Here is a 26,090-nt window from a genome sequence, read left to right as displayed (position 1 = left end):
CATGGCACGGACCCAGCTCAGCCTCGCATCTCATCTCGTCCGGCTTGAAGGCGAGACCGATTTCGCCGGTTGGCGCGATGCGGCGCGCCGGCTGGCCACGAATGATATTCCGCCGGAAGACGTGGCTTGGCAGGTTGGCCACGACGATGATGATCGCGCCAACGATTTGCCGGCTTGCCGACAAGATGCGCGGCTTGTCGTGCCGCGCGACTTCATCGAACGCGCAGAGACGGTCATCTGTCATTCGGACCCCGAGCGTTTCAACTTCCTCTATCGGCTGCTCTGGCGGTTGCGCGTCGAACCGAAGCTGCTGTCGATCGCTTCCGACCCGGATATCCGCAGGCTCGAGTTCATGGAAAAGGCGGTTCGGCGCGACATTCACAAGATGCGCGCCTTCGTGCGCTTCCGGAAGATCGGCGACGGCGCGGAGGAACGTTATGTCGCCTGGTTCGAGCCCGACCATTTCATCGTCGAGCGCAATGCCGATTTCTTCGTGCGCCGCTTCGCCGGCATGCGCTGGACGATTCTAACGCCGCACGCCTCGGCCGACTGGGACGGCGAGCGGCTGTCGATCGGCCCAGGCGCCGGCAAGCGCGACGCGCCGGCAGAAGACGACGCCGAGACGCTGTGGCGGACCTATTTCGAGAATATCTTCAACCCGGCCCGCCTCAAGGTGAAGGCGATGCAGAAGGAGATGCCGAAGAAATATTGGCGGAACCTTCCCGAGGCCTCGCTCATTCCAGACCTGATAGCAGGAGCGGACAGAGCCGCGACAGCCATGATCGCCCGGATGCCAACCTCCCCAGCGCCGCACCACGCCAAAGTGAAGGCAAAACACTGGCCTTCGCCGGAGCCGGCGGATGTGGTGGCGCCCGAAAGTACGGATATTCCGGCATTGCGCGAAGAGGCGAGCGGTTGCCGGCGTTGCCCGCTCTGGCGCGATGCTACGCAAACCGTGTTCGGCGAGGGACCGGAGAATGCCGACGTGGTGTTTGTTGGAGAGCAGCCCGGCGACCAAGAGGACCTTGCCGGCAAGCCGTTCGTCGGGCCCGCGGGCAAGGTGTTCGACAGCATTTTGGACCAGGCCGAGATCGACCGCCGCAAGGTCTATGTGACCAATGCGGTGAAGCATTTCAAGTTCGAGCCGCGCGGCAAGAGGCGGATCCATTCAAAGCCCAATGCCGGCGAAATTCGTGCCTGCCGCTGGTGGCTCGACAAGGAACTTGACATCATCAAGCCAAATCTTGCGGTGGCGCTCGGCGCGACAGCAGCGCAGTCGCTGCTCGGCAAGGCGGTGCCGATCACCAGGATGCGCGGCGATGTCATCCAGCGCGAGGACGGCTTGCGCGTCTTTGTCACCATCCATCCCTCCTTCATCCTGCGCATCCGCGAGCACGAGGACAAGGAGGCCGAGAGGGAGCGGTTTCTCACCGATATGAAGAAGGTGAAGCAGTTGATGGCTGCTTGACCGATCTGCGCGCCTGAACGGGACTTGCGCGGACGGATGCTGTTGTACGAGTCGTGCGACTGGGGAGAATTGGGCGAGATGCCCGTCGCCTCGTCATCCACGGGCGAAGCAAGGAGCGGAGCGACGCGCGCGCAGACCCGAGGATCATTCCGTTGCCTGCAGGCGTCGCAACGATGCACAATTCTGCTCCGCTGCATTCCATGCCCGAGGTCACGGAATGGATTCCAGGGTCTCCGCGACGGAGGTTCGCTCCTGCTTCGCCCTGGAATGACGACTTCAGCGTTTATTGCGCTACCGGACGAGTATCGCCCTTAGATCATTGACGTTGGTCCCGGTCGGACCGGGCACGAACAGATCGCCGACCGCGTTGAAGGCGGTCCAGGCATTGTTGCCGGCAAGCATAGCCTTGGCATCGACGCCTGCGGCACGCATGCGCGCCACGGTCGTGCCGTCGGCGAAGGCGCCGGCATTGTCCTCGGAGCCGTCGATGCCGTCGGTGTCCGCGGCTAAAGCATGAATGCCGCTGAGCCCATCGATGCCGATGGCGAAGGCAAGCAGGAATTCGGAATTGCGGCCGCCCTTGCCTTTCGCCCGCAGCGTCACCGTCGTCTCACCGCCGGAGAGGATCAGCATCGGCTTCTCGAAAGGCCGGTTGCGGGTCGCCACCTCGCGGGCAATCGCGGCATGCACGCCGCCGACCTCGCGCGCCTCGCCCTCGATCGAATCCGACAGGATGACGGCCTTGAGGCCTTGCCGCTTCGCTTCGGCGGCCGCGGCTTCCAGCGAGACGCCGGCCGAGGCGATGAGATGCACTTCATTGCCGGCAAAGACTGGATCGTTGGAGCGTGGCGCATCGGCTGAGGCAGACTGAATATGCGCCATGACCGCATCCGGCAGGCTCATGCCGTAGGCGGCGATCGACGCCAGCGCATCCGCGCGGCTGCCGGTGTCGGGGACGGTCGGCCCCGAGGCCACCAGCGCCGGATTGTCGCCGGGAATGTCGGAGACGACCAGCGATACGACGCGGGCCGGATGTGCGGCGCCGGCCAGCCGTCCGCCCTTTATGGTCGAGACGTGCTTGCGGATGGTGTTCATCGCCGCGATCGGCGCGCCGGAAGCGAGCAGCGCCTCGTTGACGGCGATCTCGTCGGCAAGAGTCAGGCCGGGAGCGGGCGACGGCAGCAGCGCCGAGCCGCCGCCCGAAATCAGCGCCACGACCAGATCGTCCGCGGTCAATCCCCGCACCTTCTCGAGCAGCCGACGCGAGGCTTCGAGGCCGGCGGCGTCCGGCACCGGATGCGCCGCCTCGATGATCTCGATGCGCTCGCATTTTGCGCCATAGCCGTAGCGGGTCACGACCAGCCCATCGATCGGACCATTCCAGACCTTCTCGAAGGCCGCCGCCATCTGCGCCGAGCCCTTGCCGGCGCCGATAACGATGGTGCGGCCCTTCGGCTTTGCCGGCAAATGATTGCGGATCGTCTTTTCCGGATCGGCGGCGGCGACGGCGGCGTTGAAGATCGACGTAAGGAAAGTTTTTGGATCGGTCATTGCTCTTCCGGCGGCAACTTGAGCTTGCTCGCATCGACTCCGAGATGGGCGCAGAGCGCATCGACAACGACACCGTGGTCTTCTCGTTCGGGCAGACCGGAGACGGCGATGACGCCGATCACGCCTGCGCCCTTCACCGCGACGGGAAAGCCGCCGCCGGCCAGCACATAGTCGGCAATGTCGAGCGCTTCGCCGACCTTGAAGGTGCGGTCGGGTCGCCGCTGCTCCAGCACCATGCGATAGGTGCTTGTGAGATAGCGCTTGACGACATTGATCTTGCGCCGCGCCCAGTCGGGGTTGGAGGCGTTGGAGCCCGGCATGGCGGCGTAGAATAGCGGACGGTCGAAGGTCCTGATATCGACGATGATCGGCAAGTTTTCGTTGAGCGCCCGCTCCCTGATCGCCGCGCCTATCTGGAAGGCCACGGCCTCGTCGAAGGCCGGAAAGACCAGCGTGGCTTCCTGTTTCTTGATCAGAGCAATGTCGTCGGCGGCAGCCATGGCGTTTCCCCTGTCAATGTCGACGCACGCTTTGGCCGATGGCTGACGCGGGGTCAAGCGACGAGCACATTTAATCTATGCGACAATCGCGCTCTTGGCCGGCCGACCCGCCACATAGACCTCGCTCACGGCGCGGTCGTCGCCCAGCGTCTGCAGCAGGAAGAGCTCCTCCGCCAGGGTCTCCACCGTCTCCATCCTCAGCCGCATCGCCGGCGTGGCGTTGGCATCGAGCACGACGATGTCGGCATCCGTGCCTTCTTCCAGCGTGCCGACTTTTTCGGCGACAGACAGCGCTTCGGCATTGCCGCGCGTCAGCTGCCAGAAGGACTGGAAGGGGTTCAGCTTCTCGCCATTCAGCGCGATGACTTTGTAGCCCTCGTCCATGGTCCGCAGCATCGAATAATTGGTGCCGCCGCCGACATCGCTGGCGGCAGCGATCCTAAGCGGCTTTTCGCGGCGGCGGTAGCGCTGGTAGTCGAACAGGCCGGAACCGAGGAAGAGGTTGGAGGTCGGGCAGAACCCCGCAACCGAACCCGATTGCGACAGCGCATCGGCTTCGCGCTCGGAAAGATAAATGCAGTGGCCGAACAGGCTCTTTTTGCCCAGCAGGCCGTAATGCTCATAGACGTCGGTGTAGTCGCGCGACCAGGGGTAGAGCTCCTGGGTGAAGGCGATCTCGGCGTGGTTTTCCGACAGATGCGTCTGCATGTGGAGATCGGGATGCTCACGGCAGAGCGCGCCGGCCATCTCCATCTGCTCGGGCGAGGAGGTGATGGCGAAGCGCGGGGTGATGGCATAGAGCTGGCGGCCCTTGCCGTGCCATTCGGCAATCAGCGCCTTGCTGTCGTCATAGCCGGTCTGGGGCGTGTCGAGCACGCCCTCCGGCGCATTGCGGTCCATCATCACCTTGCCGGCGATGTTAAGCATATTGCGGTCGTGCGACTCGGCGAAGAAGGCTTCGGCCGAAGATTTGTGCACCGAGCAATAGGCGACGACCGTCGTCGTGCCCTGGCGCAGCATCTCGTCGAGGAAGAGCCTGGCGATGCGGCGGCCATGCTGCGCGTTCGCGAATTTCGACTCCTCCGGAAAGGTGTATTTGTTCAGCCAGTCGAGCAGCTCGGCGCCGTAGGACGCGATGATCTGCATCTGCGGCACATGCACATGTGCGTCGATGAAGCCCGGCAGGATGAGATGCGGGCGATGGTCGATCGTCTCGACGCCGGCGCCGGCACGCTTGGCGATCTCGGCATGCGGACCGGCGGCAATGATCTTGCCGTCGTTGATCAGCAGCCCGCCATCCTCCTCGTAGCGCCAGGCGGAATGGTCGTCGATTGCTTCGGGCCAGCGCAGGAAGGAGAGCGTGCGGCCGCGCAGGAGTTTCGAGGTCATGCTTACTTTCCGGCGCCTTCGAACCAGGCCACCAAAAGGGCCCGTTCCTGGTCGGTTATCTGAGTGACGTTGGCGGGCGGCATGGCATGCGCGCGGCCGGCCTGGAGGTAGATCTCCCGGGCATGCTCGGCGATGCGCGCGTCGGTGTCGAGCAACACGCCCTTCGGCGCATGGTAGATGCCTTCATAGGCCGGCTCTTCGGTATGGCACATCGAACAACGGCCGAGCACGGTGTCGCGCACGGCCGGGAAATGCGCCGAGGCGATGTAGACCTGGGCAGCAGCGGATGCGGCGGAGGTCTTGGGCTCCGCTGTCAGCACCTTGGGCACGGTCGACAGCCAGATGACGATCATGAACAGCACGGCGGCACCCAGCCAGGTCCAGGTCGGGTTGCCCTTCCTCGCGTGCACGGTGTTGAAATAGTGCCGGATCAGCACGCCGATGATGAAGACCAGCGACGCGATGACCCAGTTGAACTGCGTGCCGAAGGCCAGCGGGTAGTGGTTCGACAGCATCAGAAACAGCACCGGCAAGGTCAGGTAGTTGTTGTGCAGCGAGCGCTGCTTGGCAATCTTGCCGTATTTCGGGTCCGGCTTGCGGCCGGCGATCAGGTCGGCGACGACGATCTTCTGGTTGGGGATGATGACCATGAAGACATTGGCCGACATGATCGTGGCGGTGATGGCGCCGAGATGCAGGAAGGCAGCGCGGCCGGTGAAGAGGTGGGTCAGCCCCCAGGCGATGAAGACCAGCACGCAGTAGAGCACCAGCATCAGGCCGGTATCGCTTTTGCCGAGCGGCGAGCGGCAGAGCAGGTCGTAGACGATCCAGCCGACGCCGATCGTGGCGAGCGACAAGAGGATGCCGACGGGCACCGAGATGTTGAGCACGTTGGGGTCGATCAGGAAGAGGTCGGCGCCGGCATAGTAGACCACGCAAAGCATGGCGAAGCCCGACAGCCAGGTGGCGTAGGATTCCCATTTGAACCAGGTCAGGTGCTCCGGCATTTCGGCCGGCGCCACCAGATATTTCTGGATGTGGTAGAAGCCGCCGCCATGCACCTGCCACTCCTCGCCGAAGGCGCCGGCGGGCAGGCCGGGACGCTGGCGCAGCCCGAGATCGAGGGCGACGAAATAGAAGGACGAGCCGATCCAGGCGATGCCGGTGATGACATGCAGCCAGCGGACGGCGAAGCTCAGCCAGTCCCAGAAAATCGCAAAATCCATCATCGAGTCGCCCCTGGGAAATCGTCCCTGCCGATCAGGCGACTTTACGGTCTGGAGCGCAAACGAAAAGAGGCGGGGCGCGCGATGACTTTCAAAAAAAAATGGAAAATACTAGGGTCGTCCCACGCAGCCATTTGAGAGCCACGACCGTCGCATGGCCTATCTCGACAATATCGCCGTCTTCGTCCGCGTCGTCGAGCTCGGCAATCTGTCGGCGGCCGGGCGCGACATGCGCATCTCGCCGGCGGTCGCCTCCAACCGCATCAAGGAGTTGGAGAAGCACCTCGGCGTGCGGCTGTTCAACCGCACCACGAGGCAGCTGATGCCGACCGAGCACGGCACGGTGTTCTACACCGGAGCCAAGCAAGTGCTGGACGCGATCACCGAGGCGGAGGCCGCGGTCGCAGCACTTTCCGGCCAGCCGCGCGGCACGATCAAGGTGACGGCGCCGCTCGGCCTCGGCCGGCGGCTGATCGCCTCGGGCATTCCGGATTTCCACGACAAATACCCCGATATCGAGGTGCGGCTGAGACTCTCCGACCACAATGTCGACATCATGAAGGAAGGCATCGACGTCGCCTTCCGGCTTGGCATCATCGAGGATTCCAGCCTTCGGATGCGCGGCATCATGGAATGCGAGCGCGTGCTGGTCGCGGCGCCGAAATACCTCGAGGCGCGCGGCGAGCCGGTCGAGCCGCAGGAACTGATCGGCAAGAAACATGATTGCCTGATGCTGCGCTATTCCGGCACGCGCGAATATGTCTGGACGCTGCAGACGCCGAACGGTCCGCAGAAATTCGAGGTGCATGGACCCTACGATACGGACGATGGCGATGTGCTGACAGGCTGGGCGCTGTCGGGGCGCGGCATCATCAACAAGCCGCGCTTCGAGGTCGAGCCGTTCATCCGCGACCAGCGGCTGAGAGTGATCCTGGCAAAGACGCCGCCGACGCCGGTCCAGTTCGCCGCCGTCTATCCGCACAAGAAGCTGCAGGATCCGAAGGTCCGCCTGCTGCTCGACTTCATGGCCGATCGCTGCCAGCGGCTGATCAAGGACATTCTTGCCGGCAAGTAGGCTGGCGGGCACGCGCCTTCGCGTGGGTGACCACACTCAGTCTTCGTCCATCAGGCGGGCTGTGCCGGATACCCGGATCGAGCTGCCCGGGGCCGGCGGAATATCGGCATGCAGCCGCGAGCGCATGCCCATATCCTCGCCCTGAACGATGTCGACCGCGCCGCCATGCGCCCAGCCAATGTCGCGCAGATAGCCGGCAAAGGCGGCGGTGGCAGCGCCGGTCGCCGGATCCTCATAGACGCCGCCGGAAGCGAAGGGATTGCGCGTGTGGAAGAGACGCGGCGTTTCGGCATAGGCGAGCAGGATCGTTACCAGTCCCTCGCGCCGCATCAGGGCCCGGCCCTGTTTCAGGTCATAGGCCATGGCGGCGAGCGCCTTGCGCGACTTCAAGGCCAGCACCAGATGGTCGGCGCCGCCATGAACCAGCGCGGGCGGAATGGCGGGATCGAGATCGCCCTCCTGGTAACCGAACATCGCCAGGGTTTCGCCGGCCAGCTCCGACGGGGCCGCCCGGCTGCGCGTCGGCGGCGACTGCAGGGCGGCGGCAAAATTGGCGCCGTCGCGAAACCCTTCGACGGTGATGGCGGCCTGGTTCAGGAGCAGCTTGAAAATTCCGTCGCCGAACCTTCTGACCAACGCCGCGCCCAGCGCGATGGTGGCGTGGCCGCAGAACGGCACTTCCGATTCGGGCGAAAAGTAGCGGACACGCCAGCCTTCCCCTTCACGTGCGGCAAAGGCGGTCTCGGAAAAGCCGACCTCTGCAGCGACGCGCTGCATGTCTGCGGCGTCGGGCAGAACCTCGCCAATCACCACGCCGGCCGGGTTGCCGCCGCTGTTGCCGTCCGAAAACGCCGCTATGCGCAAAACATCCATGTCGCTCGTCCCGTGTTCGTCATTCGTGTTCGTCAGGCGTGCAGAAAACACGGTTCAATCCGGTTTGGGAAACGAAGAAAGCGACGAGCAGCTGTGAGCATCAGTCATACCTTCGCCAGTGTGCGCCCCTCGATCCGATGCGGAACGAAACCCGCTCCGTCCCCGTTCTGGCGATTGGCGGCTGCACGGCCGCCCTTCGAGACCAGTCCCCAGCTTTCGCAGCGACCCAGCGCCACAGGAGCCGACCATGGACGCCATTGTCACCAAGAACGACCTCAAATCCGACGCCAAGAAGGAATCGATCGATCTTCTCAATGCCAGGCTTGCCGATGCCATCGACCTGGCGCTGGTCACCAAGCAGGCGCACTGGAACGTCAAGGGACCGCAGTTCATCGCCATCCATGAGATGCTCGACGAATTCCGCGAGGAGATCGACGGCCATGTCGACATCATCGCAGAACGCGCCGTGCAGCTCGGCGGCACCGCGCACGGCACCTCGCAGGACGTGTCGAGGGCAACGAAGCTCCAGCCCTATCCAACCGACATCCACAAGACCAAGGATCATCTGGCGGCGCTGATCGACCGTTATGCCACGGCTGCCAGGCTGGCGCGTGAGGCGATCGACGAGGCGGACGACGCCGGCGATGCCGACACCGCCGACATCTTTACCGCCTACTCGCGTTCGCTCGACAAATTGCTGTGGTTCCTCGAAGCGCATACGCAGGAAAAGGAATAGCCGGCTGGGCTTCCTCCCATGGCCGGCTGAATCAGCCAGCCATCGCCTTTTCGGGAACGGCCGAAGCCTGGGCCGCATGCGACACCAGTGCCGTCATGATCTCGGCGGCGGCGAGCGCGGCGATCACCGGCGGGCGCTTATCCTTCACGGCATTGCTGCCGATCGGCGAGACGAGGCGGTTGAACTGCGCCTCGTTGCCCTCGTCGGACTTCAGGAACCAGTTCTTGAACGTCGCCTTCTTGGTCTTCGAGCCGATCATGCCGACATAGGCGGCGTCGTCGCGCTTCAGCGCCTCGGCGACGATCAGGAAATCGAGCGCATGGTCATGGGTGAGGATGGCGAAGGCCGATCCCGCCGGGGCTTCGCGCACCACCGCTTCGGGCATCGGCGTCAGCCGCGTCTCAACCGTTTCCGGCATGCCTTCCAGCGCATCGGCCCGCGTCTCGACGACCTCCACATGAATGGGCAGCAGCACCAACGACGCGGCCAGCGCCTGGCCGACATGGCCGCCGCCAAAGACATAGACATGCGGCAGATGCGCCTCCTCGGCCTCGGCTTTGGCGATCAGTTCCTGTTCGATCCTAGCGTCAACCAAGCGGATCAGCACCTCGACGCGGCCGCCGCAGCATTGGCCGATTTCAGGGCCCAGTGGAACATCCAGGGTCGCGCAGGTTTCGTCGACCTCAATGCGGGCTTCCCTTCCCCTCGAGGGGAGGATGGCGGCCAAGCCGTCGGGTGGGGTCGCCGGCGCAGTGCTCGGCGCTGTCGTGGTGCCTTCTGAGCGCACCCCCTCTGGCCGCTTCGCGGCCATCGCGCCCTCAAGGGAGGAGAAAAGCATCTGTCGCGCCTTGTCGATCGCCATGAATTCAAGCTGGCCGCCGCCGATGGTGCCGAAAATCGCCGATGGTGAGACGAGCATGAAGGCGCCGGCTTCGCGCGGGGTCGAGCCCTTGGTGGCCGCGACCTCGACGAGCGCGGCCCGGCCTGCCTGGCCGAGAAACGCCTTCAGGCTTTGCACTTTCGAGTTCATCGTCTGCATTTCCACCCAGGAAATATAGCGTTTTGTGCCTCGATTTGCACGTTTTGGCCGGTTCAGGCCGGCGTTGCGGCTTCCCGCTTCAGCCTTTCGATCGCCATCAGCACCCGTTCCGGCGTCGCCGGGGCGTCGAGGCGCGGGCAGATCCTGTGATCGGCGACACTCGCCACCGCGTCGGAGAGTGCATGCAGCACCGACATGCCGTGTGGCAGCGGCGGCTCGCCGACCGCCTTGGAGCGATGGATGGTCGGCTCGTAGGCCGATGACCAGTCGGTCAACTTGACGTTGAAGATTTTTGGCCGGTCGGAAGCGAGCGGGATCTTGTAGGTCGACGGCGCATGCGTGCGCAGCCGGCCGCTGTTGTCCCACCAAAGCTCTTCCGTCGTCAGCCAGCCCATGCCCTGGATGAAGCCGCCCTCGACCTGGCCGAGGTCGATCGCGCGGTTCAGCGAGCGGCCGGCATCGTGCAGGATGTCGGTGCGCTCGACGACATATTCGCCCGTCAGCGTATCGACCGAGACTTCCGAGCAGGCCGCGCCATAGGCGTAGTAGTAGAAGGCATGGCCGCGGCCCTTGCTGCGGTCCCAATGGATCTTCGGCGTTTTGTAGAAGCCAGCCGCCGAGAGCTGGACGCGGTACATGTAGGCTTGCTTGACCAGATCGTTGAAGGCGATTTCCTGGTTGCCGATGCGCACCCGGTTGGGCAGGAACACGACTTGGTCGAGGGGCACCTGGTATTTTTCGGCCGCGAAATCGGTCAGCCGCTTGCGGATCTGCCGAGCGGCATCCTGCGCCGCCATGCCGTTGAGGTCGGCGCCGGAAGATGCCGCCGTCGGCGAGGTGTTCGGCACCTTGGCTGTGGTGGTGGCGGTGATCTTGACCCGGTCGAGATCGATCTGGAATTCCTCGGCGACGACCTGCGCCACCTTGAGATGCAGGCCCTGGCCCATTTCGGTGCCGCCATGGTTCATATGCACCGAGCCGTCGGCATAGACATGCACCAGGGCGCCGGCCTGGTTGGCCTCGGTCTTTGTGAAGGAAATGCCGAACTTGACCGGCGTCAGCGCCAGGCCGCGCTTGATAAAGCGGCTGTTGTTGTTGAAGGCGCTGATCTCGCGCCGCCGCCGCGCGTAATTGGCGCTTTCCTCCAGCTCAGCGACGATGCGGTGGATGATGTTGTCCTCGACCTTCTGGTGATAGGGCGTGAGGCAGCGTTCGCCGATCGCATCCATCGGGTCATAGAAATTGAGCTTGCGGATTTCGAGCGGATCCTTGCCGACCGCGAAGGCCACTTCGTCGACGACGCGCTCCGCGCCGACCATGCCTTGCGGGCCGCCAAAGCCGCGGAAGGCGGTGTTCGAGACCGTATTGGTGAAAAGCGGCGCCGATTTCGCGTGCACCGCCGGATAGAAATAGGCGTTGTCGCAATGGAAGAGCGCCCGGTCGCCGACCGGACCGGACAGGTCGGCGGAGAAGCCGCAGCGCAGGGCATAGGTGAAATCGACGCCGAGGATATTGCCTTCGTCGTCGAAGCCGACCTCGTAGTCGATGGCGAAATCATGCCGCTTGCCCGTGGCGGTCATGTCCTCGTCGCGGTCGAGCCTGATCTTCACCGCGCGCCCCAGCTTCTTGGCCGCGATGGCGGCTATGGCCGCGCATTGGTTGGCCTGCGTCTCCTTGCCGCCGAAGCCGCCGCCCATGCGGCGCACTTCCACCGTCACCGCATGGCTCGGCACGCCGAGCGCATGCGCAACCAGATGCTGCGTCTCGCTCGGCCCCTGCGTCGAGCAATAGACGATCACCTCGTCGTCCTCACCGGGGATCGCCAGCGAGACCTGGCCCTCGAGGTAGAAATGGTCCTGGCCGCCAAGCCACATGCGGTTCTTGATGCGGCGGGGTGCCGCCGCAATCGCCGCGGCCGCATCGCCGCGCTTCAGGATCAGCGGCGTGGTGACCTGCTTGTCCTTGACCGGGTCGAGGTCCCAGATGTCGATCACAGCCGGAAGCTCGTCATATTCGATCCTAGCCAGGCGTGCCGCGCGGCGCGCCGCCTCGCGTGTCTCGGCTACCACGGCGAAGATCGGCTGGCCGTAGAATAGCACCTTGTGCTCGGCGAGCACCGGATCGTCATGCATGTTGCTTGGCGAGACGTCGTTCTCGCCGGGCACGTCGGCACAGGTCAGCACATCGACGACGCCGGGAACCGATCGCACCGCCGACAAATCGATGCTCTTCAGCGTGCCGTGCGCGACCTTGGCGAGGCCAAGGCCGACATGCAGCGTGCCGGCAGGCTCAGGCATATCGTCGATATAGACGGCGGCGCCGCTGACATGCTTGTGCGCGGAATCGTGCCGCTGCTCGGTGGCGACGCCGCCGACGATTTTTTCGGCCTTGAGGTTGGGAGTGGCGTGCTTGTTCATCAGGCCGCCTCGTTGCGGGTCACTTGGAACGGCGCCCTGGTGCCGGTGGTTTCGACATAAAAGCGCAGCAAAAGATTCTTCGCCGCCAGCCCCCGATACTCGGCGGTTGCACGCATATCGGTAATTGGCGTGAAGTCGCTGGCATATTCGGCCATCGCGGCCTCGACAGTCGCTTCGCTCCAGACTTTGCCGATAAGGGCGGTTTCAACCGCAGTCGCCCGCTTCGGCGTCGGCGCCATGCCGCCATAGGCGATACGGATATCCGCCACGGTGCCGTCCTTGGCTTCGGTCAGATAGAAGGCGCCGAGGGTAGCAGTAATGTCCTCGTCGCGGCGCTTGGTGACCTTGTAGACGGCAAATTTCGTGCCCTCTGCCGGCACGGGCACATGGACGGCCTCGACGAATTCGCCGGGCTGCCGATCCTGCTTGCCATAGGCAATGAAGAAGGTTTCGAGCGGGATCGTGCGTCGGGCATTGCCCTTGCGGAGCGTTAGCCGCGCGCCGAGCGCGATCAGCGGCGGCGGCGTGTCGCCGATCGGCGAGCCATTGGCGATGTTGCCGCCGATGGTGCCCATGTTGCGCACCTGCTCGCCGCCGATGCGGTCGACCAGCGGTCCCAAGGCCGGGATGCGCCTGGAAAGCGTTGCGAAGGCTTCGCTGTAAGTCACGCCGGCGCCGACCGTAATCACGCCATCGGCCTCCGAGATCGTGCGCAAGCCGTCGAGGCCACCGATGAAGATAGCCGGCGAAATGTCGCGCATATGCTTGGTGACCCACAGCCCGACATCGGTCGAGCCGGCAACGATGGTGGCGCCAGGCTCCTTCTCGAGCGCCCTGGCGAAATCGTCGACGTCAGCCGGCACGATCAGCCGCTCCTTACCCGACCCGACCTCGACCCTGGCGCCGTCGCGCAGCGCTCCCAGCCGTGCAGTGATATCCTTGCGCTCCACTGCCAGCGGGTCCTTCGCCGCCTTGCCGTAGCTTGATATGGCGCGCGCGGCGCGCATGATCGCCTCGTAGCCGGTACAGCGGCAGAGATTGCCCTGCAGCGCCTTTTCGATCGCCGCGTCGGACGGGTTGGACGTCTTCATCCAGAGCGCATAGAGCGACATGACGAAGCCAGGCGTGCAGAAGCCGCATTGGGAGCCATGGAAATCGACCATCGCCTGCTGCACGGGGTGAAGCCGTTCCCCATTGCCGCGCAGATGCTCGACGGTGACGACATGGGTGCCGTCGAGCGAGCCCATGAAGCGGATGCAGGCATTGACGCTTTCATAGACCAGGCCCTCGACCGACAGCTTGCCGACCAGCACCGTGCAGGCGCCGCAATCGCCCTCGGCGCAGCCTTCCTTGGTGCCGCGCAGCGAGCGGTTCAACCGCAGCCAGTCGAGCAGGGTCGCGTCGGGAGCGATGTCGGTCAGCGCGACATCGGCGCCGTTCAGGATGAAGCGTATCTGGTTACGGGTCTTGTCGGCCATGTCTCAGCTCCCGCGATAGGTCGAGTAGCCGTACGGCGAGATCAAGAGCGGCACATGATAATGCCGCTCCTCCGCCATGCCGAAGCGGATCGGCACGGTGTCGAGGAAAGCCGGCTCCGGCAGGCTGGCGCCCTGCCCGCGCAGATAATCGCCGGCAGCGAAGACCAGCTCGTACTCGCCGGTGCGGAAGTCGGCGCCGGCAAGCAACGGCGCGTCGCAGCGGCCGTCATCATTGGTGGTGACGGTCTTCAAATGCGTGCGGGCCTGGCCTTCGAGGCGGAAAAGCCCGATCGAAAGGCCCTTTGCCGGCCTGCCGGTCGCGGTATCGAGGACATGGGTCGTCAGACGCCCGCCATCGGCTTTCGACGTTTCTGCCACTGGCCGCCTCCCATCCCAAGTAGTCGAACGTTTTCAGGTCAATTGTGCGCCAATTAAAGGCGATGCATAAGCCCCGGTCGAGCGGAGTGCGGCAAAAAGCACTTTCAAAAATTTTCGGGGGAATGCACGAGCACTCCTTTCGATATCTTCATCTCAACATTCGGGCAGGAGCGATCATGCGTTACGAACGGGACATGCGCGGTTACGGAGCCAATCCGCCGGACCCGAAATGGCCCGGCGGCGCCTATGTCGCGGTGCAGTTCGTCGTCAATTACGAGGAAGGCGGCGAGAACTGCGTGCTGCACGGCGACAAGGCTTCCGAAGCCTTCCTGTCCGAGATTGTCGGCGCCGCCCCCTGGCTCGGCCAGCGCCATTGGAACATGGAATCGATCTATGAATACGGCGCCCGCGCCGGCTTCTGGCGGCTCTACCGGCTGTTCACGCAAGCTGAGGTGCCGGTGACCTGCTACGGCGTCGCCACGGCGCTGGCACGCTCCCCCGATCAGGTCGCGGCGATGCAGGAGGCCGGCTGGGAGATCGCCTCGCACGGGCTGAAATGGATCGACTACCGCGACCATAGCGCGGAGGACGAGCGACGCGACCTCGAAGAGACGATCCGTCTGCATTACGAAGTGACCGGCGCGCGGCCGACCGGCTGGTACACCGGCCGCACTTCCGTCAACACGGTGCGACTCGTCGCCGAGGAAGGCGGCTTCGATTACGTCTCCGACACCTATGACGACGAATTGCCCTACTGGTTCGACCGGGATGGTTTGGAGAAGCCGCAGCTCATCATCCCCTATACGCTCGACGCCAACGACATGCGCTTTGCCACGCCGCAGGGCTTCAATTCGGGCGACCAGTTCTTCGCCTATCTGAAGGACAGTTTCGACACGCTCTATGCGGAGGGCAAGGCGGGGCGGCCGCGCATGATGAACATCGGCCTGCATTGCCGGCTGGTCGGCCGTCCGGGCCGCGTGGCGGCGCTGACGCGCTTCGTCGATTATGTGAAGTCGCATGACAGGGTGTGGCTGACCCGGCGCATCGATATCGCAAAACACTGGCGCGAGACGCACCCCTACCAGGCGCCGGCGCTGCGCCCGTCTCGGATGGAATTCGAGGAATTCGTGCATGCCTTCGGCGGGGTGTTCGAGCATTCGCCGTGGATCGCCGAGCGGGCCTACGAACTGGAGCTCGGCCCGGCCCATGACAGCGCCGGCGGCCTGCACAACGCGCTCTGCCGCGTCTTCCGCGCGGCGACCGAGGCCGAGCGGCTTTCCGTGCTCAACGCCCATCCCGACCTTGCCGGCAAGCTGGCGGCGGCCAAGCGGCTGACGCCGGAATCAGCCAAAGAACAGGCCTCCGCCGGGCTCGACGCGCTGACCGACAAGGAGCGCGAGCTGTTTTCGAAACTCAACGCCGCCTATGTCACGACCTTCGGATTTCCCTTCATCATCGCGGTCAAGGGCAAGACGAAGGACCAGATCCTGGCGGAGTTCGAGGCTCGCATCGGCAACAGCCGCAGCAATGAATTCGACACCGCGTGCAAACAAGTCGAGCGCATCGCGCTGCTTCGGCTGAAAGACATGCTTCCAAAATAGGCTTCAACACATGGACAGGATGAACATGGCCGAGCGAACCTATTACGCGCCGCATGGCGGCCATCCCGGTCAGCACGAGCTGTTGACCGGCCGAGCCGTCTTCACCGAAGCCTATGCGGTGATCCCCAAGGGCGTGATGCAGGACATCGTCACCAGCCCGCTGCCGTTCTGGAACAAGACAAGGGCCTGGATCATCGCAAGACCGCTTTCGGGCTTCGCCGAGACCTTTTCGCAGTACATCGTCGAGGTCCTGCCCGGCGGCGGCAGCGACCGGCCTGAGCTCGACCCCGAAGCCGAGGGCGTGCTGTTCGTGGTCGAGGGCGAGCTTGCGGTCTCGCTTGCCGGCAAGAACCATGTGCTTCGGCCGGGCGGCTTCGCCTTCCTGCCGCCCGCCAGCGGCTGGACGGTGCGCAATGAGAGCAGCGGTGCGGTCCGCTTCCACTGGGTCCGCAAGGCCTATGAGGCGGTCGACGGCCTCGACGTTCCGGAAGCCTTCTTCAGCAGCGACAAGGAGGTCGAGCCGAGCCCGATGCCCGGCACGGGAGGCCACTGGGCGACGACGCGCTTCGTCGACCCGGCCGACATGCGCCACGATATGCATGTCACCATCGTCACGCTCAAACCCGGCGCGGTCATCCCCTTCGCCGAGACCCATGTCATGGAGCATGGGCTCTATGTGCTCGAAGGCAAGGCAGTCTATCGCCTCAATCAGGACTGGGTCGAGGTCGAGGCCGGCGACTTCATGTGGCTGCGCGCCTTTTGCCCGCAGGCCTGCTACGCCGGCGGTCCCGGGAATTTCCGCTACCTGCTCTACAAGGACGTCAACCGGCACGCCAAGCTTGGCGGCGCCCTTGGGGCTCGCGCGCGGTGACCCAAATCGTGGCCCAGCCGCTGACACGCGAAAACTTCGCGCCGTTTGGCGACGTGATCGATATGGGCGGCGAGAACCGCTACCCGATCAATGGCGGCAAGGCGATGCGCTACCACGATCTCGCCACCGCCGAGGCCACCGGGCCGAATGCCAAGGTGCTGATCTCGATGGTGCGCGGCACCCCCTACGAGATGCCGCTGAAACTGACCATGGTCGAGCGCCATCCGCTCGGCAGCCAGGCTTTCATTCCGCTGTCGCCGCGGCCCTTTCTGGTTGTCGTCTGCCATGACACTCCGGACGGCCCAGGCGAGCCGCACGCCTTCATCACCGCGCCCGGGCAGGGCATCAACTACCGGCGCAACCTCTGGCACGGCGTGCTGACGCCGATCGGCGAGGAACAAGACTTCCTCATCGTCGACCGCGGCGGCGACGGCGCCAACCTCGAAGAGTGCCATTTCTCGCACCCTTACGAGATCCATCTTCCCTGAAAGCTGCCAGTTTTTCCCGATGACAGACATTTCGCTGATCGACCGCCTGCTCGACGTTATCGAGCACGATATCGTGCCGAAGACCGCTGAAGGCGTTGCCCATGGCAACAAACTCTTCGGCGCCGCCATCCTGCGGAAAGACGACCGCTCGCTGGTGCTCGCCGAAACCAACAACGAAATCGAAAATCCGCTCTGGCATGGCGAGATGCACTGCCTGAAGCGATTTTACGAAATGCCCAGGGCCCAGCGCGTCGACACCAGGGATGCGCTGTTCCTGGCCACGCACGAGCCCTGCTCGCTGTGCCTGTCGGCGATCACCTGGACCGGCTTCGACAATTTCTACTACCTCTTCAGCCACGAGGACTCGCGCGACAGCTTCGCCATCCCGCATGACCTGAAGATCCTGAAGGAGGTCTTCACACTCGATCCCGGCGGCTACAACGCCGAGAACGCCTATTGGAAGAGCTTTTCCATACGCCGGCTGGTGCGCGCTTTGCCCGAGGCGGAACGCAGGCGGCTGGAGGCGCGCATTGCCAAGATCTCCGCACGCTATGACGCGCTGTCCGGTACATACCAGGCGAGCAAGGCCGACAACGACATTCCGCTGAACTGACGCTTTGAACTGACGCTTATTGACCAGCCGATTTCGCCGGCTGGCCCACGACGCCTCGGCGACGGTTCCATCATGTGCCTTGCATGAAAACCGTCACAGAATTCCCTCGCAAGGTCGTCGAATTTCCCGATATGGGCATCGTCATGCCGGATGGCTGCCGGCTGTCGGCGCGTATATGGATGCCTGAGGATGCCGGCGACAACCCGGTGCCGGCGGTCCTCGAGCATTTGCCCTACCGCAAGCGCGACGGCACCATCTTCCGCGATCAGCTGACGCATCCCTATTTCGCCGGACACGGCTATGCCTCGATCCGCGTCGACATGCGCGGCAACGGCGATTCCGAAGGGCTGATGGACGACGAATATTCCGAGCAGGAATTGCAGGACGCCTGCGACGTCATCGCCTGGGCGGCCGCGCAGCCCTGGTGCAACGGCAATGTCGGCATGATGGGCATATCCTGGGGCGGCTTCAACTGCCTGCAGGTCGCGGCAAAGCAGCCGCCGGCGCTGAAGGCGGTGATCAGCCTGTGCTCGACCGTCGACCGCTATGCCGACGACATTCACTACAAGGGCGGCTGCCTGCTGCTCGAGAATTTCGGCTGGGCCTCGACGATGCTCTCCTACTCGTCGCGGCCGCCGGATCCGGAAATCGCCGGCGGCAACCGCTGGCGCGATCTGTGGCTGAGCCGGCTGGAGAACCAGCCCTTTCTCGCGCCGCTGTGGCTCAGCCACCAGCATCGCGATGCTTACTGGAAACGCGGCTCGATCTGCGAGGACTTTTCAGCCGTTACGGCGGCAGTGCTGTCGATCGGCGGTTGGCATGACGGCTACCGCAACACGATCTCCAATCTGGTCACCAACATCCAGGCGCCGGTGAAGGGCATCGTCGGCCCCTGGATCCACAAATATCCGCATTACGCGGCACCCAATCCGGCCATCGGCTTCCTGCAGGAGGCGCTGCGCTGGTGGGACCGCTGGCTGAAGGGCGCGGCGACCGGCGTCGAGGCCGACCCGGACTACCGCGCCTATGTGATGGACAGCGTGCGTCCGGCCCGCTGGCATCCCGAACGGCCAGGCCGCTGGGTTGCGGAACAGCAATGGCCCTCGCCCGACATCAAGGTCAAGGCAACCGAGCTCATTGCCGAAGGCGCCGGACCGGCAATCGTCGCCTCGCCGCAAAGTTGCGGGCTTGCGGGCGGCGAGTATTTTCCCTTCACCTTCGGTCCGGAACTGCCGGGCGACCAGCGCCCCGACGACGCGCTTTCGGTATGCTTCGACCAGGTCGAACTCGAGGAGGCGATCGACATCGTCGGCGCGCCGGAAGTCGAAGTACGGGTTGCCTCGGACCGCCGCCAGGCCAACATCGCGGTGCGTCTCTGTGACGTGCATCCGGACGGCGCCTCGGAGCTGATCTCCTATGGCGTGCTCAACCTCACCCACCGCAACTCGCACGAGTTCCCGGAAGCGCTGGTGCCAGGCGAGACGGTCTCGGCACGCGTCGTGCTCGATCAGTGCGCCTACCGGGTGCCGGCCGGGCACCGCCTGCGGGTCGCCGTCTCGACCGCCTACTGGCCGATGATCTGGCCGTCGCCGGAGCCGGCGACGCTCGAACTGTCGGCCGCGACGCTCAAGCTGCCGCTGCGCCCGCCGGCGACGGCCGACGAGGTGTCGTTCCTCGAACCGGAAGGGGCTACGCCCTGGGCGACCGAGACGATCAGGCCGACCAATTCCGAACGGCATATCCACCGCAACGAAAAGACCGGCGTCGTCACGCTTGCCGTAACGGACGATTTCGGCGAGGTGCGCGACCTGGAGCACGGGCTGGTCCACGGCAGCATGGTCAGGGAGACATGGGCGATCCAACCCGACGATCCCCTGTCGGCGACGGGCAGCACGCATTGGACGCAGACATTGTCGCGAAATGAATGGTCGGTGCGGACCGAGACCTTCGCCGAGATGCGCTCGGACGCGCAAGACTTCATCCTCAGCGCCAGAATCGAGGCCTATGAGGGCGAAAAGCTGGTGTTCGAGCGCGATTTCAAACAGACGATTCCCCGCGCTCTCGTGTGAGCGCTGACAAGATTGGTCCAAATGCGACGCGCCATTTACGCCACGGCATGTCGCATTCGGTCTTGCTTACAGCTTTCCGTTGCGCTCATTATCCCTCACAAGAACAAGAACCGACCACATGGTCGTACCATCAGAGTGAGGAACCCGTAATGACAAACGAACTCGACTATCTCAGCCGGCGCGTCGCTGCCGGAAAGCTCAGCCGTCGCGACTTCCTTGGCCGCGCCGCCGCGCTCGGCGTCACCGCGCCCTTCGCCAATTCGCTGCTTTCGAGCGCTGCCCGGGCTGCCGGCCCCGTCAAGGGCGGCACGTTGAAGGCCGGCCTGGTCGGCGGTGAATCCACCAACAGCCTCGACCCGGCGCTGATGATGACCCAGGTGCCCTTCGCCTTCGGCAAGTGCTGGGGCGAAATGATCGTCGAGCTGTCGCCCGACGGCAAGCTCGAGAACCGCATCGCCGAGGAAATCGGCTCTTCCGACGACGCCAAGGTCTGGACGCTGAAGATCCGCGACGGCATCGAATTCCACAACGGCAAGACGGTGACCGCCCAGGACGTGGCAGCCACGCTCGAGCGCCATTCGGACGAGAAGTCGAAGTCCGGCGCGCTCGGCTACATGAAGGGCATCGAGACCATCAAGGCCAACGGCAAGGAAGTGGTGCTGACCCTGAAGGAAGCCAACGCCGACCTTCCCTATCTGCTCAGCGACTATCACCTGATCGTCCAGCCGAATGGCGGCAAGGACAAACCCGATGCCGGCATCAGCGCCGGCCCTTACAAGGTCAAGGTCAACGAGCCCGGCGTGCGCCATGTCGGCGAACGCTTCGCCAACTACTGGCAGGGCGACAAGATGGGCCATGCCGACCAGGTCGAAGTCGTCGTCATCAACGACGCGACGGCGCGCACGGCGGCCCTGCAGGGCGGTCAGGTCAACATGATCAACCGCGTCGAGCCGAAGATCGTCGACCTGATCAAGCGCGTGCGGGGCGTCACCATCCGCAACCACTCCGGTCCCGGCCACTACGTGTTCATCATGCATTGCAACACGGCGCCGTTCGACAACAACGACCTCAGGATGGCGCTGAAGCTGGCGATCAACCGCGAAGAGATGCTGAACAAGGTGCTGCGCGGCTACGGCTCGCTCGGCAACGACTTCCCGATCAACGCCTCCTACCCGCTGTTCACAGAGATCGAGCAGCGCAAATACGATCCCGACAAGGCCAAGTTCCACTACAAGAAGTCGGGTCACGACGGCGCAGTGCTGCTCAGGACGTCGGACGTCGCCTTCCCCGGCGCGGTCGATGCCGCGCAGCTCTATCAGCAGAGCGCGGCCAAGGCCGGCATCAAGCTGGAAATCAAGCGCGAGCCCGGCGACGGCTACTGGAACGAAGTCTGGAACAAGCAGCCCTTCTGCGCTTCCTATTGGGGCGGCCGCTCGACGCAGGACCAAATGTACTCGACCGCCTACCTGTCGAGCGCCGACTGGAACGACACGCGGTTCAAGCGGCCGGACTTCGACAAGATGGTGCTGGCGGCGCGCGCCGAGCTCGACGAGGCCAAGCGCAAGCAGATGTACCATGACATGGCTGTGATGGTGCGTGACGAGGGCGGCTTGATCCTGCCGATGTTCAACCAGTTCATCGACGCAACTGGTCCCAAGGTCGGTGGCTGGGTGGACGATCCGCATCAGGAGCTGATGAACGGCTACGCCTTGGCGAAGTGCTGGATGGAAGCCTAAGGTCCGGCCTTGCGGAGATGTCCTCACCCGTCGTGAAACTGGTGGCCCAGCGCGTTGCGCTGGGCATCCTCCTTCTGCTGGCCGTTTCGGTCCTGATCTTCGCCGGCACGCAGATCCTGCCCGGCGACGTCGCCCAAGCCATCCTCGGACAATCGGCGACGCCGGAGTCGCTCGCCAATCTGCGCGAACAGCTCGGGCTCAATCAGCCTGCCTATATCCGCTACTTCCACTGGCTGGGCGGCGTGCTCACCGGCGATCTCGGCACGGCGATGTCGAGCGGCCAGGACATAGCGACATCGATCAAGGAACGGCTGTGGAACACCTTGTTCCTGGCCTTCTGGGCGGCAATCGTGGCCATTCCGCTGGCGATCACGCTTGGCCTGATCGCGGTGCGCTACCGCAATGGCTGGGTCGACAAGATGATCTCCGGGGTGGCGCTCGCCTCGACCTCGTTCCCGGAATTCTTCATCGGCTACCTGCTGGTCTTCTACTTCGCGGTCGAGCATCAATGGTTCCCCGCCATCTCCACCGTCTATGACGGAATGTCGTTAGGCGAGCGCTTGCAGGCGATCGCGCTGCCGGCGGCGGCGCTGACGCTGGTGGTGCTGGCCCACATGATGCGCATGACGCGAGCGGCGATCCTCAACGTCATGCAATCGGCCTATGTCGAGACGGCGGAGCTCAAGGGGCTCTCTGCTTTCGCGGTCATCCGCAAGCATGCCTTCCCGAACGCGATCGCGCCGATCATCAATGTCGTCATGCTGAACCTCGCCTATCTCGTGGTCGGCGTCGTCGTGGTCGAGGTGATTTTCGTCTATCCGGGCATGGGGCAATATCTCGTCGACCACGTCACCAAGCGTGACGTTCCCGTCGTCCAGGCGGTCGGCCTGATCTTTGCGGCCGTCTATATCGCCCTCAACATCATCGCGGACATTGCGGCGATCGTCGCCAATCCGCGGCTCAGGCATCCGAAGTAGGGGGCGCCGGTATGCTCGATATCAGACGCACTCCTGTCGCGGCGCTGATCGGCATTGTGCTGACGACGCTGTTCGTGCTGGCGGCGGTCTTGGCGCCATGGATCGCCCCGCACGGCAATGCCGAGATCGTCAGCGACGTCCCTTGGGAACCGATGTCATCGGTGCACCTGTTGGGCACCGACAATCTCGGCCGCGATCTCTTGTCCCGCATGATCTATGGCGCCCGCATCACGCTGTTCATCGCCGTGCTGGCCACCGCGCTGTCCTTTTCGCTCGGCGCCATTCTGGGCTTCTCGGCGGCGGTGTTCGGCGGCTGGTTCGACACGATGCTGTCGCGCCTCGTGGACCTGCTGATGTCGATCCCGACGCTGATCATGGGCCTGGTCGTCCTGTCGGTGCTGCCGTCCAACCTGGTGACGCTGATCCTGGTGATGGGCATCCTCGATTCGACCCGCGTCTACCGCTTGTCGCGCGCGGTGGCGGTCGACATCAACGTCATGGACTATGTCGAGGCCGCGAAACTGCGCGGCGAAGGCAGCGGCTGGATCATTTTCCGCGAGATTCTGCCGAACGCGCTGTCGCCGCTGGTCTCGGAACTCGGCCTGCGCTTCATCTATGCGGTGCTTTTCCTGTCGACACTCTCCTTCCTCGGCCTCGGAGTGCAACCGCCGGACGCCGACTGGGGCGGCATGGTGAAGGAGAACAAGGACGGCATCGTCTTCGGCATCCCGGCGGCGCTCATCCCGGCGGCGGCCATCGCGGCGCTGGCGATCTCGGTCAATCTTGTCGCCGACTGGGTGCTCAACCGCACGACCAGCCTGAAGGGAGGGCGCGGGTGATGGCTGACAGCAAAGCAAATGCCGGCCGACTCCTCGACATCCGCAATCTGCGCATCGAGGCGACCGTCTACCCGCCCGGCGAGGCGCCGAAGACCATCACCCTTGTCCATGATGTCTCGCTGACGCTGGAGAAGGGCAAGGTGCTCGGCTTGATCGGCGAATCCGGCGCCGGCAAGTCGACGATCGGCCTGTCCTCCATGGGCTATGGCCGAGGTGGCGTGCGCATTACCGGCGGCGAGGTGATCCTCAACGGCCGCGACATACTGAAGGGCGGCAAGGAGGGCTTGCGCAAGCTGCGCGGCCGCGAAGTGTGCTATGTCGCCCAGTCGGCGGCGGCGGCCTTCAATCCGGCGCACCGGCTGATGGACCAGGTGGTGGAGGCGACGCTTCTGCACGGCACGGCAACCCGGGCCGAGGCCGAGAAGCGAGCCGTCGCGCTGTTCAAGAAGCTCAGCCTGCCCAATCCGGAAACGATCGGTGAGCGCTTCCCGCACCAAGTCTCCGGCGGCCAGTTGCAGCGCGTCATGACGGCGATGGCGCTTTGCTCCGAGCCCGACCTGATCGTCTTCGACGAGCCGACCACGGCGCTCGACGTGACGACGCAGATCGATGTGCTGGCGGCGATCAAGGACGCAATCCGCGATACCCATGTGGCGGCTTTATACATCACCCACGACCTCGCCGTGGTGGCGCAGGTCGCGGACGAGATCATGGTGCTGCGCCATGGTCGGCTGGTCGAATGGGGCGGTACCCGCCAGATCATCAAGGAGCCGCGCCAGGAATACACCAACGCGCTGGTCTCGGTGCATGAGATCGAGCACAACGAACAGCAGCCCGGCACCACACCGATGCTGTCGGTGAAGAACGTGACGGCCGCCTATGGCGGCGGTCTCGTCAAGGTGCTGAAGAACGTCTCGGTCGACATCTACCCGGGCCAGACGCTGGCCGTCGTCGGCGAGAGCGGTTCCGGCAAATCGACGCTGGCGCGCGCCATCACCGGCCTCCTGCCGCCCGAGCAGGGCAGCGTCTTCTTCGACGGCCGCACGCTTGGCAACAGGCTCGCCGACCGGCCGAAGGAGGATCTGCGCCAGCTGCAGATGATCTACCAGATGGCCGATGTCGCGATGAACCCGCGCCAGACCGTGGGAACGATCATCGGCCGGCCGCTCGAGTTCTATTTCGGCATAAGAGGCCGCGAGCGCGACAAGCGCGTCGCCGAGCTGCTCGACCAGATCGAGATGGGCAAGGGCTTCATTGACCGCTATCCGGCCGAGCTTTCCGGCGGCCAGAAGCAGCGCGTCTGCATCGCCCGTTCGCTCGCCGCCAAGCCGAAGCTGATCATCTGCGACGAGGTGACCTCGGCGCTCGATCCGCTGGTCGCCCACGGCATCCTCAAGCTGCTGCTCAACCTGCAGCAGATCGAGAAAGTGGCCTATCTCTTCATCACCCACGATCTCGCGACAGTGAAGTCGATCGCCGATTCGATCGCGGTCATGTATCGCGGCGAGGTCGTTCGCTACGGCTCCAAGAGCAAGGTGCTGGCGCCGCCCTTCGATGCCTATACCGACCTTCTATTGTCCTCCGTCCCCGAAATGGAGATCGGCTGGCTGGAGAAGGCGATCGCGGGCCGGCGCATGGAAAGCGCCGGCAATTAAGCTGGCTTGCTCTTCTCTGCGCTTCTCGGGCTTGGCCGGGTCGGTCAAGCCTTCGATGCTGATCCCTCCCGCAAGACCGCATGGAATTCCCCGTGGCGCTTAAATCCAAATTGCTGCTCATCATCCTTGACGGCGTGCCCTACCGGAACTGGCGCCGGCTCATGGGCAATCTCGAAGGCTGGGTACAATCGGGTGAGGCGCAAGTGTGGAGAATGCGCTCCGTGCTGCCGTCAACATCGGCCTGCTGCTACGCCTCGATCCATACCGGGGTCACGCCGCAGGTTCATGGCATCCTCTCCAACGAGAACCGGTTCCGGGTCAGGCAGCCCGATATCTTCTCGGAGGTCAGCAAGGCCGGCGGCAGGACCGGGGCGGTGACGCATTCCTACTGGTCGGAATTCTTCCGCTCCTATCCATTCGATCTCGTCGAGGATATGGAATTCGACGAGCCTGGCGGGCCGATCACGCATGGCCGCTTCCACACCATGACCGGCTACAATCTCAAGAACCAGATGACGCCGAGCGATGTCGACCTTTTCGCGACATTGACCATGCTCACCCGCCGCCACGGCATCGACTACGGCATCCTGCACAGCTGCACGCTGGACTCCATGGGCCATCGCTTCGGCCACAACTGCCACGAGATGGATCATGCCTGCTACGCGATGGACGGTATGCTCGCCGCCTTCCTGCCCGATTGGCGCGAAGCCGGCTATGAAGCCATCGTCACCGCCGATCACGGCCAGACCGACCGCGGCCATCACGGCGGGCATGACGACGAGATGCAGGATTTCGCCCTCTACTATTTCGGGCCGGCGAAGGGTCCAGAAGCCGACGCGCTGCTCGACCAGCTGCAGCTCGCGCCGACGGTGCTGAGCCGGCTCGGCGTGGAGGTGCCGGCGACAATGAAGGGGAAGGTGTTTTTGATTTAGCTCCCCCTTCTCCCCTTGTGGGAGAAAGGTGTCCCCAAAGGCGACGGATGAGGGGTGTTCCAGTGAACGCCAACGCCTCACTCCGCTGGAACACCCCTCAACTGTCTCGGCGCTCCGCGCCGATCTACCTTCTCCCACAAGGAGAAGGGGGCGCCACCTCTGGCAACGCTCATCTTCTT

At 64.2% G+C, this 26,090-nt stretch carries 22 protein-coding genes; 13 read left to right on the top strand and 9 right to left on the bottom strand.

From position 1 onward, the window contains the following. Position 1 precedes the first annotated feature (1 nt). The gene (locus CK224_RS14530; protein WP_095782234.1) at positions 2-1,468 is read left to right on the top strand and encodes a UdgX family uracil-DNA binding protein; all 1,467 of its coding nucleotides are present in this window, start codon (positions 2-4) and stop codon (positions 1,466-1,468) included. 291 nt (positions 1,469-1,759) lie between these two features. On the opposite strand, the gene CK224_RS14525 is transcribed toward CK224_RS14530, so the two are convergent. The 4 genes from CK224_RS14525 to CK224_RS14510 form a co-directional block, all read right to left on the bottom strand. Continuing rightward, positions 1,760-3,019: a glycerate kinase gene (locus CK224_RS14525; RefSeq protein WP_095782233.1), complete on the bottom strand. Its 1,260-nt coding sequence runs from the start codon at positions 3,017-3,019 to the stop codon at positions 1,760-1,762. Next, the gene (locus CK224_RS14520; protein WP_095782232.1) at positions 3,016-3,519 is read right to left on the bottom strand and encodes a heme-degrading domain-containing protein; all 504 of its coding nucleotides are present in this window, start codon (positions 3,517-3,519) and stop codon (positions 3,016-3,018) included. The genes CK224_RS14525 and CK224_RS14520 overlap by 4 nt, the downstream gene beginning before the upstream one ends. A 75-nt stretch (positions 3,520-3,594) precedes the next feature. Further along, complete coding sequence (gene guaD, locus CK224_RS14515; RefSeq protein WP_095782231.1) at positions 3,595-4,908, bottom strand: guanine deaminase; 1,314 nt, start codon at positions 4,906-4,908, stop codon at positions 3,595-3,597. A 2-nt stretch (positions 4,909-4,910) separates the two neighbouring features. Beyond that, a complete protein-coding gene (locus CK224_RS14510; RefSeq protein WP_066995941.1) occupies positions 4,911-6,137 on the bottom strand; it encodes a urate hydroxylase PuuD in 1,227 nt (408 codons plus the stop codon). 151 nt (positions 6,138-6,288) lie between these two features. On the opposite strand from CK224_RS14510, the gene CK224_RS14505 reads away from it, so the two are divergent. Further along, positions 6,289-7,209, top strand: coding sequence for a LysR family transcriptional regulator (locus tag CK224_RS14505; protein ID WP_066995946.1), 921 nt, complete (start codon positions 6,289-6,291; stop codon positions 7,207-7,209). Positions 7,210-7,245: 36 nt separating this feature from the next. Here CK224_RS14505 and CK224_RS14500 read toward each other — a convergent pair whose 3' ends face one another. After that, a complete protein-coding gene (locus CK224_RS14500) occupies positions 7,246-8,082 on the bottom strand; it encodes a PhzF family phenazine biosynthesis protein (RefSeq protein WP_095782230.1) in 837 nt (278 codons plus the stop codon). A gap of 247 nt (positions 8,083-8,329) precedes the next feature. Here CK224_RS14500 and dps point away from each other — a divergent pair, with 247 nt between their 5' ends. Beyond that, the gene (dps, locus tag CK224_RS14495) at positions 8,330-8,818 is read left to right on the top strand and encodes a DNA starvation/stationary phase protection protein Dps (RefSeq protein WP_066995949.1); all 489 of its coding nucleotides are present in this window, start codon (positions 8,330-8,332) and stop codon (positions 8,816-8,818) included. A gap of 31 nt (positions 8,819-8,849) precedes the next feature. On the opposite strand, the gene xdhC is transcribed toward dps, so the two are convergent. The 4 genes from xdhC to uraH all read right to left on the bottom strand — a co-directional run bounded on the left by xdhC (position 8,850) and on the right by uraH (position 14,130). After that, positions 8,850-9,848 carry a xanthine dehydrogenase accessory protein XdhC gene (gene xdhC / locus CK224_RS14490; RefSeq protein WP_095782229.1) on the bottom strand — a complete coding sequence of 333 codons (999 nt, stop codon included), beginning with the start codon at positions 9,846-9,848 and terminating at the stop codon, positions 8,850-8,852. A 62-nt stretch (positions 9,849-9,910) separates the two neighbouring features. Then, a complete protein-coding gene (xdhB, locus tag CK224_RS14485) occupies positions 9,911-12,274 on the bottom strand; it encodes a xanthine dehydrogenase molybdopterin binding subunit (protein WP_095782228.1) in 2,364 nt (787 codons plus the stop codon). After that, positions 12,274-13,752 (bottom strand): xanthine dehydrogenase small subunit, encoded by a 1,479-nt coding sequence (gene xdhA, locus CK224_RS14480; protein ID WP_095782227.1) that lies wholly within the window; start codon positions 13,750-13,752, stop codon positions 12,274-12,276. The genes xdhB and xdhA overlap by 1 nt, the downstream gene beginning before the upstream one ends. A gap of 3 nt (positions 13,753-13,755) precedes the next feature. After that, positions 13,756-14,130 (bottom strand): hydroxyisourate hydrolase, encoded by a 375-nt coding sequence (gene uraH / locus CK224_RS14475; protein ID WP_066995957.1) that lies wholly within the window; start codon positions 14,128-14,130, stop codon positions 13,756-13,758. A 176-nt stretch (positions 14,131-14,306) separates the two neighbouring features. On the opposite strand from uraH, the gene puuE reads away from it, so the two are divergent. The 10 genes from puuE (at position 14,307) to CK224_RS14425 (ending at position 25,911) form a co-directional block, all read left to right on the top strand. Next, complete coding sequence (gene puuE, locus CK224_RS14470; RefSeq protein ID WP_095782226.1) at positions 14,307-15,731, top strand: allantoinase PuuE; 1,425 nt, start codon at positions 14,307-14,309, stop codon at positions 15,729-15,731. 10 nt (positions 15,732-15,741) lie between these two features. Continuing rightward, positions 15,742-16,602, top strand: a complete 861-nt coding sequence (locus CK224_RS14465) for a bifunctional allantoicase/(S)-ureidoglycine aminohydrolase (RefSeq protein WP_095782225.1) — start codon at positions 15,742-15,744, stop codon at positions 16,600-16,602. After that, the gene (locus CK224_RS14460; protein WP_066995966.1) at positions 16,599-17,090 is read left to right on the top strand and encodes an ureidoglycolate lyase; all 492 of its coding nucleotides are present in this window, start codon (positions 16,599-16,601) and stop codon (positions 17,088-17,090) included. The genes CK224_RS14465 and CK224_RS14460 overlap by 4 nt, the downstream gene beginning before the upstream one ends. A 19-nt stretch (positions 17,091-17,109) precedes the next feature. After that, entirely contained in the window at positions 17,110-17,703 is a 594-nt protein-coding gene (locus CK224_RS14455; protein WP_066995970.1) for a nucleoside deaminase, read from the top strand. 83 nt (positions 17,704-17,786) lie between these two features. Further along, the gene (locus CK224_RS14450) at positions 17,787-19,772 is read left to right on the top strand and encodes a CocE/NonD family hydrolase (RefSeq protein WP_095782224.1); all 1,986 of its coding nucleotides are present in this window, start codon (positions 17,787-17,789) and stop codon (positions 19,770-19,772) included. Positions 19,773-19,921: 149 nt separating this feature from the next. Then, entirely contained in the window at positions 19,922-21,508 is a 1,587-nt protein-coding gene (locus CK224_RS14445; protein ID WP_095776969.1) for an ABC transporter substrate-binding protein, read from the top strand. 17 nt (positions 21,509-21,525) lie between these two features. After that, complete coding sequence (locus CK224_RS14440) at positions 21,526-22,485, top strand: ABC transporter permease (RefSeq protein WP_067324105.1); 960 nt, start codon at positions 21,526-21,528, stop codon at positions 22,483-22,485. Between the two features lie 11 nt (positions 22,486-22,496). Further along, positions 22,497-23,324 carry an ABC transporter permease gene (locus CK224_RS14435; protein ID WP_066995982.1) on the top strand — a complete coding sequence of 276 codons (828 nt, stop codon included), beginning with the start codon at positions 22,497-22,499 and terminating at the stop codon, positions 23,322-23,324. Next, positions 23,324-24,979, top strand: coding sequence for an ABC transporter ATP-binding protein (locus tag CK224_RS14430; protein WP_095782223.1), 1,656 nt, complete (start codon positions 23,324-23,326; stop codon positions 24,977-24,979). The genes CK224_RS14435 and CK224_RS14430 overlap by 1 nt, the downstream gene beginning before the upstream one ends. Positions 24,980-25,071: 92 nt before the next feature. Further along, the gene (locus CK224_RS14425) at positions 25,072-25,911 is read left to right on the top strand and encodes an alkaline phosphatase family protein (RefSeq protein WP_095782381.1); all 840 of its coding nucleotides are present in this window, start codon (positions 25,072-25,074) and stop codon (positions 25,909-25,911) included. Positions 25,912-26,090 lie beyond the last annotated feature (179 nt).

It is taken from the genome of Mesorhizobium sp. WSM3862 (assembly GCF_002294985.1).
Taxonomy (GTDB): Bacteria; Pseudomonadota; Alphaproteobacteria; order Rhizobiales; family Rhizobiaceae; genus Mesorhizobium.
This window is presented reverse-complemented; position numbering and strand designations above follow the sequence as displayed.